At 72.4% G+C, this 15,983-nt stretch carries 12 protein-coding genes and 1 tRNA gene; 3 read left to right on the top strand and 10 right to left on the bottom strand.

The window, feature by feature from the left end; translation table 11 throughout:
* Positions 1 to 15: 15 nt before the first annotated feature.
* Positions 16 to 1,680, bottom strand: coding sequence for an energy-dependent translational throttle protein EttA (gene ettA, locus AC3IYI_RS13870; protein WP_489410466.1), 1,665 nt, complete (start codon positions 1,678 to 1,680; stop codon positions 16 to 18).
* 195 nt (positions 1,681 to 1,875) lie between these two features.
* On the opposite strand from ettA, the gene AC3IYI_RS13875 reads away from it, so the two are divergent.
* Positions 1,876 to 2,469: a hypothetical protein gene (locus AC3IYI_RS13875; RefSeq protein ID WP_489410467.1), complete on the top strand. Its 594-nt coding sequence runs from the start codon at positions 1,876 to 1,878 to the stop codon at positions 2,467 to 2,469.
* Between the two features lie 93 nt (positions 2,470 to 2,562).
* On the opposite strand, the gene AC3IYI_RS13880 is transcribed toward AC3IYI_RS13875, so the two are convergent.
* The 5 genes from AC3IYI_RS13880 to AC3IYI_RS13900 all read right to left on the bottom strand — a co-directional run bounded on the left by AC3IYI_RS13880 (position 2,563) and on the right by AC3IYI_RS13900 (position 9,588).
* A complete protein-coding gene (locus AC3IYI_RS13880) occupies positions 2,563 to 4,053 on the bottom strand; it encodes a bifunctional phosphatase PAP2/diacylglycerol kinase family protein (RefSeq protein WP_489410468.1) in 1,491 nt (496 codons plus the stop codon).
* A gap of 72 nt (positions 4,054 to 4,125) precedes the next feature.
* Positions 4,126 to 5,523, bottom strand: coding sequence for a thioester domain-containing protein (locus tag AC3IYI_RS13885; RefSeq protein WP_489410469.1), 1,398 nt, complete (start codon positions 5,521 to 5,523; stop codon positions 4,126 to 4,128).
* A 68-nt stretch (positions 5,524 to 5,591) separates the two neighbouring features.
* Positions 5,592 to 5,999, bottom strand: a complete 408-nt coding sequence (locus AC3IYI_RS13890; protein ID WP_489410470.1) for a single-stranded DNA-binding protein — start codon at positions 5,997 to 5,999, stop codon at positions 5,592 to 5,594.
* Between the two features lie 135 nt (positions 6,000 to 6,134).
* A complete protein-coding gene (locus AC3IYI_RS13895; RefSeq protein WP_489410471.1) occupies positions 6,135 to 7,961 on the bottom strand; it encodes a YfjP family GTPase in 1,827 nt (608 codons plus the stop codon).
* Positions 7,962 to 7,965: 4 nt separating this feature from the next.
* Positions 7,966 to 9,588 (bottom strand): dynamin family protein, encoded by a 1,623-nt coding sequence (locus AC3IYI_RS13900; protein ID WP_489410472.1) that lies wholly within the window; start codon positions 9,586 to 9,588, stop codon positions 7,966 to 7,968.
* A gap of 332 nt (positions 9,589 to 9,920) precedes the next feature.
* On the opposite strand from AC3IYI_RS13900, the gene AC3IYI_RS13905 reads away from it, so the two are divergent.
* Positions 9,921 to 9,993 (top strand) — tRNA-Arg (locus tag AC3IYI_RS13905).
* Between the two features lie 240 nt (positions 9,994 to 10,233).
* A complete protein-coding gene (locus tag AC3IYI_RS13910) occupies positions 10,234 to 10,590 on the top strand; it encodes a hypothetical protein (protein ID WP_489410473.1) in 357 nt (118 codons plus the stop codon).
* A gap of 60 nt (positions 10,591 to 10,650) precedes the next feature.
* On the opposite strand, the gene AC3IYI_RS13915 is transcribed toward AC3IYI_RS13910, so the two are convergent.
* From AC3IYI_RS13915 to AC3IYI_RS13930, 4 genes are all read right to left on the bottom strand, one after another.
* Entirely contained in the window at positions 10,651 to 11,127 is a 477-nt protein-coding gene (locus tag AC3IYI_RS13915; RefSeq protein WP_489410474.1) for a nuclear transport factor 2 family protein, read from the bottom strand.
* Positions 11,124 to 12,050: an NAD-dependent epimerase/dehydratase family protein gene (locus tag AC3IYI_RS13920; protein WP_489411526.1), complete on the bottom strand. Its 927-nt coding sequence runs from the start codon at positions 12,048 to 12,050 to the stop codon at positions 11,124 to 11,126. Before AC3IYI_RS13920 ends, AC3IYI_RS13915 begins: the two co-directional genes overlap by 4 nt.
* Positions 12,051 to 12,064: 14 nt before the next feature.
* On the bottom strand, positions 12,065 to 14,941 hold the full coding sequence (locus AC3IYI_RS13925) for an AMP-binding protein (protein WP_489410475.1): 2,877 nt from the start codon (positions 14,939 to 14,941) through the stop codon (positions 12,065 to 12,067).
* 102 nt (positions 14,942 to 15,043) lie between these two features.
* Positions 15,044 to 15,823: a 4'-phosphopantetheinyl transferase family protein gene (locus AC3IYI_RS13930; RefSeq protein ID WP_489410476.1), complete on the bottom strand. Its 780-nt coding sequence runs from the start codon at positions 15,821 to 15,823 to the stop codon at positions 15,044 to 15,046.
* Positions 15,824 to 15,983: the final 160 nt, after the last annotated feature.

Here is a 15,983-nt window from a genome sequence, read left to right on the forward strand (position 1 = left end):
CCGTTTCCCCGGCCCTCAGCCTCGGGTGAGCTTCTTGTACGTGGCACGGTGCGGACGGGTCGCGTCCGCGCCGAGCCGCTCGACCTTGTTCTTCTCGTACGACTCGAAGTTGCCCTCGAACCAGTACCACTTGGACTCGCCCTCGTACGCCAGGATGTGCGTGGCGACTCGGTCCAGGAACCAGCGGTCGTGGGAGATGACCACGGCCGCACCCGGGAACTCCAGGAGCGCGTTCTCGAGCGAGGACAGGGTCTCGACGTCGAGGTCGTTGGTGGGCTCGTCGAGGAGCAGCAGGTTGCCGCCCTCCTTGAGCGTCAGCGCCAGGTTGAGGCGGTTGCGCTCACCACCGGACAGGATGCCGGCGGCCTTCTGCTGGTCCGGACCCTTGAAGCCGAAGGCGCTGACGTACGCGCGCGACGGCATCTCGACCTGGCCGACGTTGATGTAGTCCAGCTCGTCCGACACGACGGCCCACAGGGACTTCTTGGGGTCGATGTTGGCGCGGCTCTGGTCGACGTACGAGATCTTGACGGTCTCGCCGATCTTGACGGCGCCGGAGTCCGGCGCCTCCAGGCCCAGGAGCATCTTGAAGAGCGTGGTCTTGCCGGCGCCGTTCGGGCCGATGATGCCGACGATGCCGTTGCGCGGCAGCGTGAAGGACAGGTCGTCGACCAGGACCTTGTCACCGAACGCCTTGGAGAGGTTGTTGACCTCGACCACGATCGAGCCCAGACGCGGGCCCGGCGGGATCTGGATCTCCTCGAAGTCCAGCTTCCGCATCTTGTCCGCCTCGGCGGCCATCTCCTCGTAGCGGGCGAGGCGGGCCTTGGACTTGGTCTGACGCCCCTTGGCGTTGGACCGCACCCACTCGAGCTCTTCCTTGAGGCGCTTCTGGCGCTTCTCGTCCTTGCGGCCCTCGACCTTGAGACGGGTGGCCTTCTTCTCCAGGTAGGTGGAGTAGTTGCCCTCGTACGGGTGGGCGCGGCCTCGGTCGAGCTCGAGGATCCACTCGGCGACGTTGTTCAGGAAGTACCGGTCGTGGGTGACGGCCACGACGGCGCCCTTGTACTGCGAAAGGTGCTGCTCCAGCCAGTTCACCGACTCGGCGTCGAGGTGGTTGGTGGGCTCGTCGAGGAGGAGCAGGTCCGGGGCCTCGATCAGCAGCTTGCAGAGCGCGACGCGACGCTTCTCGCCACCGGAGAGGTTGGTGACGGGCCAGTCGCCGGGCGGGCAGCCCAGGGCGTCCATGGCCTGCTCGAGCTGGGCGTCGAGGTCCCAGGCGTTGGCGTGGTCCAGGACTTCCTGGAGCTTGCCCATCTCGTCCAGCAGCGCGTCGGTGTAGTCGGTCGCCATTTCCTCGGCGACCTCGTTGAAGCGCTTCAGCTTCGACATGATGTCGGCCGCGCCGTCCTGGACGTTCTCCAGGACCGTCTTGGACTCGTCGAGCTTCGGCTCCTGCATGAGGATGCCGACGGTGAAGCCGGGAGACAGGTAGGCCTCGCCGTTGGACGGCTGCTCCAGCCCCGCCATGATCTTGAGGACGGTGGACTTACCGGCGCCGTTCGGGCCGACCACACCGATCTTCGCGCCGGGCAGGAAGTTCAGGGTGACGTCATCAAGAATCACCTTGTCGCCGTGCGCCTTGCGCGTCTTGCGCATGGTGTAGATGAACTCAGCCAAGAGAAACCGTCCGGCAGATCGATGGGTGGGCAGATACACCCCATCTTGCCTGAGGTCCACCCCCGGGGGGAAACCCGTTCGGCCCCGAGGCCACCCGACCGGGGTCTGCGAAACCGCCCCGAGGCCTTGTGCCGCACGGCAGGATGCCATCGACGAGGACGCGGCCGGGGGGCTGCGGCCGAGGTGGGGGGACGTATGGACAGCGGACTGATCGCGCTCGGCGCGGCCGTGGTCGGCGTGGCCGGGACCTTGCTGGCGACGGTGCTTTCGCAGCGGATGCTGGCGCGGGTGCAGGCGGCGCAGTTCGAGCGGGAGCAGCGTGTGGACCGCACGCGGTGGCTGCGGGAGCAGGAGCTGGCGGAGCTGGCCCGGCGGCGCGAGTGCTACGCGGCGGCGAACGCCGCGTACCGGCGCTATCGGATCGGCCTCATGTCCTTCCTGTGGCTCGCCCACAGGTCGCAGGTCACCCCGGAGGAGCGGGCCGCGCTGGAGGAGGTCCGCAACGTCCATCACACCGCCTTCGCGGAGGCCCAGATGATCGCTTCCGAGGCCGTACTCGCCCAGCTGGACATCATGACGCGGGGCATGGCGGGGGCGTACGCCCGCACGATGCGGCTGGCGGAGGGCACCCCGCAGCCGGACGGCTCCTTCGAGGAGATCCACACCCGTCTCACCGAGCTCACGACGCGCGCCGACGTCATGCGGGGCGTGATGCGGGCCGATCTGGGCGTTGGCGCCGCTCCGGTGGCGCGGCCGCCGTCCCCGCCCGTCCTGCCCCCGGGGCCGTGACGGCTGCCGGCCGGGGCGGGGCGCGGCGGGGACGGGCGGGGACGGGCGGGGCTGGACGGCGGTTCCGGCGCGGCCGGGCGGGGCTGCCGTGCCTCAGCGGGGGCGGTAGACCGTGAGGGCGTCCGGGAGGTCGTCCAGGACCAGGGCCGTGGGGGCCTGGGCGTATTCGCCGTCGTAGGCGAGCGGGGTGCCGGCGGGAATGTCGCCGAGGCGCAGGCTGCGCAGCCGGGTGGCCGCGTGGACCGGGGAGCGGGTCAGCGGGCCCGCGAGGGCGGCGGCGAGCAGGCGGGGGCCGGGGCGGCCGCCGCCGTGGACGAGCCGGACGTCGAGCAGGCCCTCGCCCAGGCTCTTGCGGTAGCGGGGAGCCGGGCCCGTGCCCTGGTAGGTGCCGTTGCCCGCGAAGAGCAGCCAGACGCTGCGCGGCTTCCCGGCGAGCTTGAGCCGTACCGGGCGCTCGGCGCGCAGCACCCGCCAGGCCGCCAGGAGGGCGGCGGGGCCGCCGCCGATCCGGGGGGCCCAGCGGAGCCGGTGGCCGAGCAGCTCGGGGTAGGCCCCGATGCTGAAGTTGTTCAGGAAGTACCCGGCCCTGGTGTCCTCGGGGTCGGGGCCGGGGCCCGGGGTGAAGCGGCCGACGCCGATGTGGACGGCGTGGCCGGCCGCCACGGCCCGGCAGGTGTCCTCGCAGCCCACGAGGCCGAGGTCGAGCGCGAAGTGGTTGAGCGTGCCGCCGGGGAACACCGCCAGGGGGATCCCGGCGCGCAGCGCGGCGGTGGCGGCGGCGTTGACCGTGCCGTCGCCGCCGCACACGCCGAGCACGGTGGCCCGCTCGGCGGCCGAGGCCAGTTCGGCGGCGAGCTCCGGGCCCTCGCACAGGATGAGCTCGGCCTTCGGCAGCCGTTCCCGCAGTACGTCGAGGCCCGCCGTGGCGGCCGTGCCGGACCCGGTGTTGACCACCACCGTGAGCCCGGCCCCGTCGGGCAGCGCGGGTGCCCCCGCGGCGGCCCGCTCGTCGCCCGGCGCGATCCGGGCCTCCACGGCGTCCCGGGTGAGGCGGCGCACGACGAATCCGGCCGCGACCCCGAACGCGGCGCCCGCGAGCACGTCCGAGGGGTAGTGGACCCCGGTGTACACGCGGGAGAAGGCGACGGAGGCGGCGACCGGGGCCAGTGCGGCGCCCCAGACCGGGGATTCCAGCGCCACTCCGGCGGTGAAGGCGAACGCCGACGCGGCGTGCCCCGAGGGGAAGGAGGTGGTCCGCGGCTGCATGGCGAGCTGCCGCACGGCGGGAACCCCGTCCAGCACCGGGCGCTGCCTGCGCACGGACCATTTGCCGACGGTGTTGATGGTCGCGGAGGCCAGTGCCAGCGACGCGGCCCCGCGCACGGCCGCCTTGCGGGCCCCGGCCGAGCCGAGGACGGCGATCCCGACGGCGGCCCCGCCCCACAGCAGCCCGTGGTTCGCGGCCCGCCCGAGCCGCGGCAGCACCCGGTCGGCCCCCGGCCAATGCCGCCGGGCCACCACGTCGAACAGCCACCGGTCCCCTCGTGCGACCGCGCCCCGCCAGGTCAGCTCTTGATCGGCCATCCCTTGTCCCTACCCGAACCCCCGCATCCGAACCAGGGCCCCAGAGCAGGAGCCCAGGCTCCCGCGTGCGTCCTACTCCGGTTCCGCCGACCGTTCCGGGCCGGGGCCGTCTTCCAGGGGGCGCTTGCGCAGGAGGAGGACGACCAGGCCGCCCAGGACGACCAGGCCCACCGCCAGGGAGGCGATCACCGGGGTGGCCGCCGAGCTGCCGCTGGCGGCCAGCCGCTCCTGCGAGGTGTCCGGATCCCCGGCCGGGGAAGACGAAGACTCCGACAGGGCGCCTTGGGCGCCCAGGGCACCCATCGGTCCCTGCGCGCCCGTCGCGCCCTGCTCGCCCGCCGCGCCCGGCGCGGCCATCGCCCCGTGCGGCGCCGCGCCGTCGGCCGGCTGGGCGGCGGGGTGCCGCCACTTCGCCGTCGCCGTGGCCACGGCGGCGGACTCGCTGGAGCCGGCCACGATCTGGACCTGCGCCGGGACCCCGCTGGTGAAGACCCGGCCGACCGGCACCCGGGTGGACCCGCGGAGGGTGACCTCGGCGCTGCCGTCGGGTGTCCCCTCCGGTACCTCGAAGAACAGCTTGCCGCCGTTGACGGCGGAGGTGACCGGCAGGCCCCGGGCGTCCACCACCCGCACCCCCATGGCCACGGCCGCCGCGTCCGGGGTCACGCTCACGCTCTGCGCGCCCGTCCGCACGGTGACCGGCCCGATCCGGGTACCCAGCGGCCCCGACACCTCGCCGGGATCCACCGCGAGTGACGCCGGCGGTTCGGGCAGCCGCCGCGCCTCCCGCTGGAGGTAGTCGGCGAGCTTCTCCGCCGCCGGGTCGACGGCCTCCACGGAAACGCCCTCGGCCAGCCGCCAGATGGCCACCTGGGTCCCGGCCGCGGCGCTCTCCGCCGTGAGCGCCGCCGCTCCGGCCGCCTTGGCGAGCCCGGCCAGGTCGTTCAGCTGGGGGTAGGAGTGCTCCAGTACCCAGCGGATCCGGCCCGCGTCGCCCTTCTCCGCGAGCGGCGTGCCCTTCCACCCGATCTCCGTGAACCGGGCCTGGGGCTGCGCGGCGCCCGTGACGCCGACTCCGTACGTCTGGAGCATGCCGCCACCGTCGACCCGCATCTCGTACAGGCCCGCCGGGATCTGCCGCACGGTTCCGTCCGTGCCGTGCAGGACGGCCTGCCCGTAGGTCTTCAGCCCGTCCAGGACGGCGCTCGCTCCTTCCGGCGTCCGGGGTGCGGCCGGACCGGCGTCGGCGGCGGCCACCGCACCCGGGGCCCCGGCCAGCGCGGCGGCGAGCAGGGCCAGCGCGATCGGCCGCCGCACGGAGCCCCGTATGGCCGCGGCGACCGTGGTGCGCGTCGCCGGTGCGTCGCAGGGCTGCGCGGCAGCAGCGGGAACCGGAACACCGCCCGGGGCGCCGGCGGGAGCAGCGCCGGCGGCGGCAGGAGTGGAGGGTGCGGGAACGGCAATCGACACAGTCTTCCCCTTCGGGCCGAAGGCCCAGGTGCCCGTGAGTACCGGGGAATCCTAGCCTCCTCGAACACTCAGACCACCGCCGCCTTCTGATTGCCCATCAGCGGCACGTCCGTCCTGACGACCCGCCGGAAGGCGGCCGTGCCGCGGTTCAGGTCGTGCCCGATGGCGGTCGCGTCGATGTTCGCCGAGAACCACCGGTTGCCCTCCCCGTCGGGCGGGTCCTCCCGCACCCGCAGCCTTCCGTGGACCACCAGTGGTTCACCGACGGAAACGGATCCGGCGAGGTTCACGGCGAGGCCGCGCCGGGCCCACACCGTGTAGAAGCTGGTGGGCGCGTCCGCCCAGGTCTCCTTCTTGCGGTCGTAGAACCTCGGGGTGACCGCGAAGCGGAACCGGGCCGCCGGGCCGCTCGCCGTGTCCTTGTAGTCGATCTGCGTGGCCACGTAGCCCACCAGCGTCACCTGGGTGTCATTCATCCCGGCCGTCCTTCCGGGGCCCGGCGGCGCGCTCGACCACGCGCCGCCCGACCCGCGTTCCGTACCCGCCCGGACCATCCGCACGGGGTACGACCATGCTGGCCGGGGCCGCCGGAACCCGCCGGAGGCTGTGGACTACTGACGGGTTGTGGACAACTTCGCCACCGTCGCGTACTGCTCGCGCACCTCCCGGTAGCGCAGCAGCTCGGCCGCGACCGGTTCCAGTACCCGGGCCCGCCCGCAGCCGGCCGCGGCCTGCCGCAGCCGCCGCTCCGCGTCCTGCCCGTAGCGCCGCGCCGGCCCCCGGGCCCCGATCGAACAGGCCCACTCCACCAGCGGTCCGCCGATGATCCCGGCCACCATCAACAGGACCGGCGGCATCAGGCTCGGCTCGAGGACCCCGACGATCTGCCCGGCCAGCCACAGCCCGCCGAAGATCTGGAGCAGGGTCATGGCCGCCTGTGCCAGGACCGCCGCCGGCCACCACGAGGGGCGCGGCGGCCGGGCGCTGGGCACCGCGACCGCCGGGCCGAGGGTCACCGCGATCTCGTCCAGCGCCTGGGGCAGCCCTTCGGCTCCGCGGACCGCGGTCTCCCGTACGGCCTGTGCCCAGGGGTCGGGCAGGCCCCGGACCGCCTCGTCGGCGACGGTCCGTACGGCCTGTTCCACCCGCTGGCGGGCCGTCACCTCTTCCTCGACCGGCGGCTCGGAGGCCGCCGGGGAACGCCCGATCGCCGCCAGGGCGGCGAGACCGGCCAGCGAGCGCGGGGAGCGCCGGCTCTCGTACCACCGCCACAGGCGCAGCCACGGGGTGCCGCAGGCCTTTCCGGCGTTGCGCCGCCAGGCCCGCTCGGCGGCGAGCCCGGCCGCGTACGCGCCGACCGCTTCGGCGAGCCGGTCCTCGAACTCGGCGCGCGCGGTCTCCCCGATCTCCGGCCCGGGGTGGCCGTCGGCCACGTAGAGCGGCCGCAGTCGGGCCGCGGCCTTGTCGACATCGGCGGAGATGCGGCGGGTCGCGGCGCCCTTCTCCTGGGTGAACTGTCCGAGCATCTCGCGCAGTTCCCCGACGCCTTCACCCGTAAGGGCGGAAAGTCCGATGACGGTGGCTCCGGGCTCGCCGTGTTCGCCGAGCGCGATCCCGTCGTCGTCGAGGAGCCGGCGCAGGTCGTCCAGGACGAGATCGGCGGATTCCCCGGGCAGCCGGTCCACCTGGTTCAGCACGACGAAGGTGACCTCGGCGTGCCCGGCCAGCGGGCGCAGGTACCGCTCGTGCAGGACGGCGTCCGCGTACTTCTCCGGATCCACCACCCACACCACCGCGTCGACCAGGGCCAGGACCCGGTCCACGTGGTCGCGGTGGGCTCCGACGGCCGAGTCCAGGTCCGGCAGGTCGACGAGGACCATGCCGCGCAGCACCTCGGCCTCCGAGGTCTCGCGGGGGCGGCGGCGCAGCCGTCCGGGGATCTCGAGGCGGTCCAGCAGTCCCGCGGCGCCGTCGGACCAGCTGCACGCGATGGGTGCGGCGGTCGTCGGCCTGCGCAGTCCCGTCTCGGAGATCTGTACCCCGGCGAGTGCGTTGAAGAGGGTGGACTTGCCGCTTCCGGTGGCTCCGGCGATGGCGACGACGGTGTGCTGCGCCGACAGCCCGCGGCGCGCGGCCGCTTCGTCGAGCACACGTCCGGCTTCGGCGAGGGTCTTTCCGTCGAGGATCCTGGTCCGGGACAGCCCGATGAGCTGGCGCAGCGCGTCGAGGCGGACGCGCAGGGCCTGCGCCTCGGGGCTGAGCGGGGGCGCGGGGGCCTTGCCGCCGTCGCTTCCGGCGCCGGAAACCGCCCGTACGAGTGCTTCGTCGCCCTCCTCGTCACCGCTCGCGGGCCAGTCGTCCTCGCTCGTCCGGGGGCGCGAGCGGGCGATCAGTCCGTCGTCCCAGCGGTCGTCGGTGCGGTCGGTCAGGGCGGTCACCGCGTCACCTCTCCTTCTGCAGTACGGACAGCGCGGCGATCAGCTCGGCCTGGGGTTCGGGACTCACTTCGAGCGCTTCGATCGGGGCGAGGCGGCGGTCGCGTTCGGCCCGCAGCACCTGGTCGAGGTGCTCGGCGACGAGCTCGCCGCCGCGGTCTCGCAGGCGTACGGCGGCCTGTACGCCGATCCGTTCGGCGAGCTTCTCCCCGGCCGGCCGGGCCCGCTTGCCGCCGAGGAGGGCCGCGACCAGCAGGGCGGCGACCCCGTCGGGGTGGGGCGCGGGCTGCTTGTCGAGCGCCGCGACCTCTTCCTCGGCGAGTTCCTCCAGCACGCGCCGCCAGCGGCGTACGGCCATGCCGATACGTTCCGCCGCCTCCCGGTCGGGGGCGGGCAGGGACACGGCGCCCGCGGCGGGCTCGCGCCGCCAGGCCTCCGCGATGCGTTCGTCGGCGGCGGCGACGGCGCACTGGAGCAGCGCCGCGAGGGATTCCGCGAGGGAGTCGAGCAGTTCGTCGGCGCTGGTGTCGAGCGGGTAGCCGCGCCAGCGGGTCAGCGCGTCCCCGGCGAGTACGGCGCCCCGGTCCAGGCGGCCCCGGACCCGCTTGCCCTCCCGCTTGTAGGCGTCCTCGACGGCGAAGGTCAGCCGTACGGCGGCGGCGTGCTGGGCCGCGACGGCCGAGGCGAGCTCCGGCATCCGGCGCCCGAGGGAGTCGAGCGCGCCGAGCGCGGTGCGCCCGACGGCGTACTGGCGGGCGGCCGGGTCCTGAGCGTGGTGTGCGAGCCAGGCGAACAGCGGGGCCACGGCGCTGGCGGGCAGCAGCCCGCCCCCGCCGGCCGATTCGGGCAGCTCGGGAACCGTGAACCGGGGCACCTCGCCGAGCCCGGCCCGCGTCAGCAGGGCGCCGTACTGCCGGGAGACCTCGGCGAGCACCTGGTGCGGGACCCGGTCGAGGACGGTGACGAGGGTGGCCTTGTACTGCTTGGCGGTGCGCAGGAGGTGCCAGGGCACGGCGTCGGCGTACCGCGAGGCGGTGGTGACCATCACCCAGACGTCCGCGGCGCAGATGAGCTGGGCTGCGAGCGTCCGGTTGTCGACCACGAGGGAGTCGATGTCGGGGGCGTCGAGGATGGCGAGGCCGCGGGGCAGGGTGGAGACGGTCTCGATCCGCACCTCGCGGGTGGCGGGCGGGTACCCGTGCCCGTGGTTGCCGCCCCGGTGGGGCTTCCGGGCGGACGCGGGGGTGTCCTCGTCGTCCTGGGGGGCCCAGACCCGCATCAGATCGGGCAGCACCCGCACCCCGGCGAACCAGTGGTGGTCATCCGGATGGCAGACGAGGACGGGGGTGCGCGTCGTGGGCCGGAGTACCCCGGCTTCACTCACTTGGCGCCCCACGAGGGAGTTGACGAGGGTGGACTTACCGGCCCCGGTGGACCCGCCGACGACGGCGAGCAGCGGCGCCTCCGGCGCCTTCAGCCGGGGTACGAGATAGTCGTCGAGCTGCGCGAGCAGCTCCGCTCTGGTCTGGCGGGCGCGGGGGGCGCCGGGCAGGGGCAGCGGCAGACGCACGGACGCGACCCGGTCGCGCAGGGCGGACAGGGCATCGAGCAGCTGAGGCCGAACATCCAAGGTCACCACATGCGAAGAATGCCCAATTTAGGAGCATTTTTGAAGCTTATACGTCCTCTGCGCGCCGAGCGCTACTCCGGCGGCACATCCCGGACACAGCGGACGAGTGGGGCGCAGGCATAACGAGTACACAACGCCCAGGGCGCCACGGCGCAAAAGCGGTGCGAGAATCGCACCTGCCTGCGATTATCGGGACCGCTTCACCGAACCTCCACATCGTGGCACGCGAGCGAAGCAACCGGGACAAGGCAACCGGAGCCCTATCCTTGACCCGGCACGGACCAAAGCCCCACCCCCACCCAGGGGCTCCAGGCCACCACGGCCACCTTCCGGCCCCCGTAGCTCAGTGGATAGAGCAGGTGCCTTCTAAGCACTTGGCCGCAGGTTCGAGTCCTGCCGGGGGCACTCTTCCCGTCCCACCCCGAAGCCCTCCCTCGCGGAGGGCTTTCGTGCAGGTCAGGGCACTTTAGCGCCGACGCCGTAGCGACGGCGTAAGCCCGCACGGGCCCTGCTCCGGATCCGGCACCGTCCGACTGGGCTGTTTTCGAGTCGTATACCGGCATTTGAAATTTTCATACGGTATTGAGGCGTCTGTCCCGGCCCTCTTGGATGAAGGCGTCTTGAAAGCAACGAGAGGAACCCAACATGCGCAAGATTGCCTGGGCAGCCGTCGGTGCCGCCATCACCGGCGCCGTGGTCTTCGGAGCGGGCCCGGCCGGTGCCGCCACGCAGAGTGAACAGGTCGTGGCGGTCGTGGGCCAGCCCGCGCCGAGCTGCGTCAACTCCGTCTACTGGGCCAACAACTTCTTCGGTTTTCTCCGCACCGAGATGACCAACAATTGTGCGGACGTCCAGCGCGTCAGGTCGTCCTTCAACTACACCTTCACGCCGGAGCCCACCTGTTACGAACTCCAGCCCGGCCAGCAGGCGGTTTACATGAAGACGATCGTCCCCGCCATCACGGCCGGCCAGTACAAGTTCCAGGGCCTCGTGACCTGCTGAAGCCCACCGCGAAACCGGCGGCTCCCTTCCGTCAGCGACGGAGGGGAGCCGCCTCACGTGTCAGGCGGACGCCACCGGGTCGCCCTCTATCAGCCGGTGGAACAGGACCGTGTCGAAGACGTCCTCCATCCGGACGGCCTTGCCGTCGCGCAGGGTCCAGGAATGGACGAAGCCCAGAGTCTGCGTGTGGCCGTGCAGGGAGGTCACCTGCCGGTGGCCGAGAACCACCACGCGGTCGCCGGCCGCCACGAACTCCTCCGGCTCCAGCCGCATCCCCGCGATGACGCTCGGCACGCGGGCCAGGAAGGCCAGGACCCCGGCGTGACCGCGGCGGACGCCGCCCAGTCCGTACCGTGCCATGCCCTCGGGGTGGACCCACTCGATGTCGGGGTCGAAGTTCGCCAGCAGCGCGTCCACGTCACGGCTGCGGAAGGCCCGGTATGCGGCGTGGATGACGTCCAGGTGGGCGGTGGTAGTGGTGTTCTGGACCAGGGTCGGGGCCTGGGCAGGGACCGGGGACAGGAGTGCGCCCTTCACCGGCGGACGAGGTGCTGGGGGTACAGGGATTCAAGCGTGCGGCGGATGCCCTCGCGCCAGCCGATCCGGCAGGGGCCCGTGAGTTCCAGGCGGCGGGCCGGGTCGAACCTGTACGTCTCCCGAGTCACCTCACTGGGCACCAGCTTCGCCTCGATGCCGGTCAGCTCCTCCAGGTAGCGCACGCAGTCGGTCATTCCGACCGACTCGTCGCCGCCCCAGTTGACCAGCGTCGAGGGGACGGACGCGGCCCGCCACAGCTGCGGCACCTGGGCCACCAGGTCGTCGGTGTACAGCGGCGAGAGCCAGTTCTGGCCGGTGAGCGGTACGGGGATGGGCTGGCCCGCGAGCATCCGCTGGAAGTACAGCATCGGGACGCCGCCGTAGCCGCCGGGGCCGTACGCGATGTTCAGCCGGGCGATCGTGGCCGGCAGCCCGAGCACCTGGGCGAAGGCCCGGACCGTTCCCTCGGTGGCGATCTTGCCGACGGGGTAGGCCGGGAGCCAGTCGGCGACGCCGTCGACCGGATCGGTCTCGGTGTACAGGTGGTCCAGGCTCTGCCGGGCGTAGAGCGCTCCGGTGGACACGTACAGGAAGGCGTCCGCCGTCCGGCAGTGGTTCATCAGCCGTCCCGTGGCCGTGGAGTTGACCTCCACCACCGCGTTGAAGTCTCCGTCGTCACCACGACGCACGGCGGAGTGGATGACGTGCGTGAAGTCCTCCGGCAGCCCCTTGAGCGCGTCACCGGAGAGGTCGTCCATGTCCCAGCGCCACGTGGTGATGCCCTGCCCCGTCAGCTCGTGCTCGACACCGGGCGCGGCGAACCGGCCGATGCACCACACCTCGTTGTGCTCCGCCAGGGCCTCCGCCACCGGCCGGGCCACCTGCCCGGTGCCACCGGTGACCAGAATCTTCTTGCCCTTCATCGGCTCCCCGTCGATCACTTGCTCTCTCTCCCCTGTTCCTGTGCTGCGGCCCGGGCCACGGCGGCCCGGTCCCCCTCTGCCATGGCCCGGTCCAGCTCCCGGCGCAAAATGGCCTGGAAGGCGGCCACATGCCGGGGACCCATCAAGGTGTAGTGCTCGCCGGGCACCTCGACGTACGTGTTCTCCTCGGTCGTGTACTCGTCCCAGCGGCGCAGCTCGGTGTCGAGCCACTTCTTCCGGGTGCCGCGCAGCGGGTGCGCGTGGAACACGGCCATGGACCGCACCGTGCCCTCCGGCTCGAAACCCCGCCCGAGGTCGGTGAGCCGGTCGGCCAGCTCGGCCCAGGCACTGAACCGCCCCAGGTTCAGGTCCAGTTCGGCCAGCCGCTGCGGCGGGGCGGCCTCCAGGAGCCGCCGGAGCTGCTCCTCCCGGGGCAGGCCCCGCAGCACCGCGGGCAGTTCCAGCGACTGGCGCTTGTCTATCAGGGCCAGGAAGAAGGCCAGATTGACGGCCGTCTCGGCGAAGTCCAGCTCCTCCATGCGGTACTTGATGTGCGGAGGCAGGTTGAAGCTGCCGAGGAAGTCGACGCGCTCGCCCTCGGCCTCCAGGATCTTGGCCATCTCGAAGGCCACGGCCGCCCCGAAGGAGTACCCGGCCAGGGCGTACGGGCCATGCGGCTGGCGGGCACGTACGGCCGCCACGTAGCTGTCCACCATCTGCTCGAACGTGGCGAACGGCTTCTCTCCCTCATTGAAGCCGCGGGCCCGCAAGGCGTGGAACGGCCGGTCACCTACGAAGTACTTGGCGAGGTTGACGAAGACGAGAACCTCACCCACGCCGGGGTGGACGCAGAACAGCGGGGTCTTGGTTCCGCCGGTCTGCATCGACACGACCGGGTCGTAGGCGGTGTCGGCCTCCCCCGGCAGCGCGGCGGGGGCGGTCAGCCGGGCGGCGAGGGCCCGGACGGTGGGCGCCTTCAGGATGGTGACGAGCTCCAGCTCGGGGATGCCGAACCGCCGCATGACCTTGCTGCGCAACTGGAGCACGTCCAGCGACGTGCCGCCGAGATCGAAGAAGCCGGCGGTGGCGCTGATCGCGGACGGATCGGTGTCGAACATCTCCGCGTAGATCTCCGCGAGGGCGGTCTCGGCCTCGCCGACGGGCGCCTCGTGTCCGCCGAGCATGCGTGCGGTGAGCTCGTCGCGGAGCCGTACCACGCTGCCGTACGCGCCGGACTCCAGCCGTCCTCGCATGAGGCTGCGCTGGATCTTGCCGAGGCTGGTCTTGGGGAAGGCGTCCTTGGGCAGCGGCAGGACGATGGCCGGGCGGAAGCCCCAGTGCAGCACGACTCCGCTGCTCACGGCGGTCATCAGCCGGTACAGCGCGGTCTCGTCGCCCTCCGGGACCTCCGCGTGGAAGGCGATCACCAGCTGTTCGGTGTCGCTGCCGGCGGAGCGGGTCGGGAAGGCCGCCACGTAGGAGGGGGCCACCCCGTCCAGGCCCTCCAGCACGGTCTCGATCTCGTGGCTGAAGTAGTTGACGCCGTTGACGATGACGCTGTCCTTGCTCCGGCCGACGAGAGTCAGCCGGCCCGCCTCGTCGAGGCGGCCCAGATCGCCGCTGCGGAACCAGCCGTCGGCCGTGCGGGCGTCGCGGGTGGCGACCTCGTTGCGGTAGTAGCCCGGCGTCACCATGGGGCCGCTGAACTGGAGCTCGCCCGCCCGGCCCTCCGGCACCTCCCGGGTGCCCGAGGGGTCCCGCGGGTCGGCGATGCGCAGGCGCAGCCCCGGGACGGGCGTACCCAGGGAGGCGAACTCCTGCCGGCGGTCCGCCTGGGGAAATTCCTGGGAGTACACGCTTCCGGCACAGGTTTCGGTCATGCCGAAGGCGGGCCACAGGGCCCCGCGGCGCAGCCCGTACGGGGCGAAGCGGTCGAGGAACTCCTCGCCGGTCGCGGTCACCACGGCCTCGCCGCCGCTGACGATGTGCCGCAGACGGCTCAGGTCGAGCGGCGGCTCACCGTCCTCGGCCGGGCCGGTGTGCAGTCCGCCGGCCGCCGCGTTGAGCAGGCCCAGCAGGAAGTTCGGGGTGAACGTGACGCTGACGCCGTGCCGCGAGACGAGCCGCAGGAATTCCAGGGGGTCGCCGAGGACGGCCTGGGGCTCGGCGTGCACCTGCCGGGCTCCGTGGGCCAACGGGAGCAGGTGGCACTCCAGCAGTGCGGCCACGTGGTCGAAGGAGACCCAGTTCAGGGTGGTGTCGGCCGCGGTGAGCCGGTGGTGGGCGTTCTTGGCTGCCATCGCGGCGAGCAGGTTGGCGTGCGTGAGGACGACTGCCTTCCCGGCGCCCGTCGAGCCGGAGGTCATCACGAGAACGGCCGGATCCTGCGGGTGGGCGACGTGGGCCGGCTCGGCGGCGGGCTCGTCCCCGGCCGGCCCGGCGGCGAGTCCCTCGAACTCGGCGACCGTCAGGCCCGCCGCCGCCGGCAGCTCGGCCGCCAGTGCCCGGGTGGTGACGACCAGGGGGTCTTCCAGCAAGGAGTATGCATGGCCGAGCTGGGCGCCCCAGCGGTCGGCGTCGCCCTTCAGCGGGGACATCGGGCAGGGCACGTACCCCCCGAGGACCGCGCCCCAGAATGCCGCGATGAACTCCCTGGGCCGCTCCAGGAGCAGGATCACCTTGTCCTTGGGGCGCAGGCCCCGGGCCCGCAGCCCGGCGCGCACGCGCTGGGCGTCGGCCAGGAGTTCGGCGTGGCTCTGGTCCTGAGGGGGAGCGTCGGCGGAGCCGGGGCAGTAGCGGATGCCGGATCCGGCGTGCTCGTCGGCGGCGCGGAGCAGCAGACCGGCGATGGTCTGCACGTCAGAGGGGGGTGCGGGGTGCACGGATTCCACCGTTGTCTCCGTCTCCTTGAGGGACGGCAGGCCTGTGGCCGCCGTGGATATGAGGGCAGTCGGGGAGGTAGGGGAGCTCGCCGTCGGCGAGCCGAGCGCAGGTCAGTGCTCGTAGCGCTGCGAGGTGACGCTTCCGCGGGAGCTGCCCGCAACCGCGGCGGGCAGGGCTACCGACGCCGTCCACCCGGCCGGCACCTCGGCGTCAGCCACCCACCAAGCGGCTGGCGCACCCAGGCCGGTTGTGGTCATCTCGGCCGGACCCGGTCGCCAGGCGTGGCTCTCCAGCGCATTGAGGTTGGAGGTGATTCCGGTCCCGACGGCCTTGAGTACGGCCTCCTTGCGCGTCCAGCAGCGCAGGAACGCGCGGGTTCGGCCGGGGCCGGGCGCCAGGGACAGCACGGCCTCGCGCTCGCGCTCGGTCAACGCCACGTCGGCCAGTTCCCCGACGGGGATTTCCTTGTTCGACTCCACGTCAATTCCGACCGGGAATGGGGCGAGCGCCAGCATCCCCAACCCCGCCGCATGGGAAATGCTGATACTGAATCCGGATTCCGGACGAAGAATGGCGGGTGGACCGTGTTCCTCTGCTCCGCATTCCGGACACGGCCTGCGACCGAGCTCCAGACGCTCCGGCGGAACCTCCAGCAGGCCGGAAAGGATACGCCGTATGACCACACGGCAGCGGATGAACTCGGCCGCCTTTCGAGGCGACTTGTAGCGTCGCGCACGGGCGAGCTCGGCGCTGCTGAGCAACGCCGCATCATCCGCGTCGCACGGCTCGGCCGGAAGGCTCCACCACCACAGCAGGACATCCGCGGGATCTCGCCTTAAGGGTGTAAAGGCGCTGATGGCCGGTGAAGTGGGTACAGAAACTGTGGTCACCTGCGCATCGTAGGTAGCGACCGGACTCGCCACCTCGAGGCTGACCGCAAGTGGACGAGGTCGACCACAGAGCGTCATCGAGCCGTCACCCAGCGCACCTCAAGCAGAAGTCGAGTGCCTCAATTCACGTCCGCGGTGCAGGTTCCTGCCGCGGCCGGCC

Source organism: Streptomyces sp. GL_148, from assembly GCF_057834205.1.

Bases quoted from the DNA above. Each gene is read 5' to 3' on its own strand.
- AC3IYI_RS13875 (WP_489410467.1), top strand. From the start codon at position 1,876: ATGGACAGCGGACTGATCGCGCTCGGCGCGGCCGTGGTCGGCGTGGCC.
- AC3IYI_RS13880 (WP_489410468.1), bottom strand. From the start codon at position 4,053: ATGGCCGATCAAGAGCTGACCTGGCGGGGCGCGGTCGCACGAGGGGAC.
- AC3IYI_RS13890 (WP_489410470.1), bottom strand. From the start codon at position 5,999: ATGAATGACACCCAGGTGACGCTGGTGGGCTACGTGGCCACGCAGATC.
- AC3IYI_RS13910 (WP_489410473.1), top strand. From the start codon at position 10,234: ATGCGCAAGATTGCCTGGGCAGCCGTCGGTGCCGCCATCACCGGCGCC.
- AC3IYI_RS13920 (WP_489411526.1), bottom strand. From the start codon at position 12,050: ATGAAGGGCAAGAAGATTCTGGTCACCGGTGGCACCGGGCAGGTGGCC.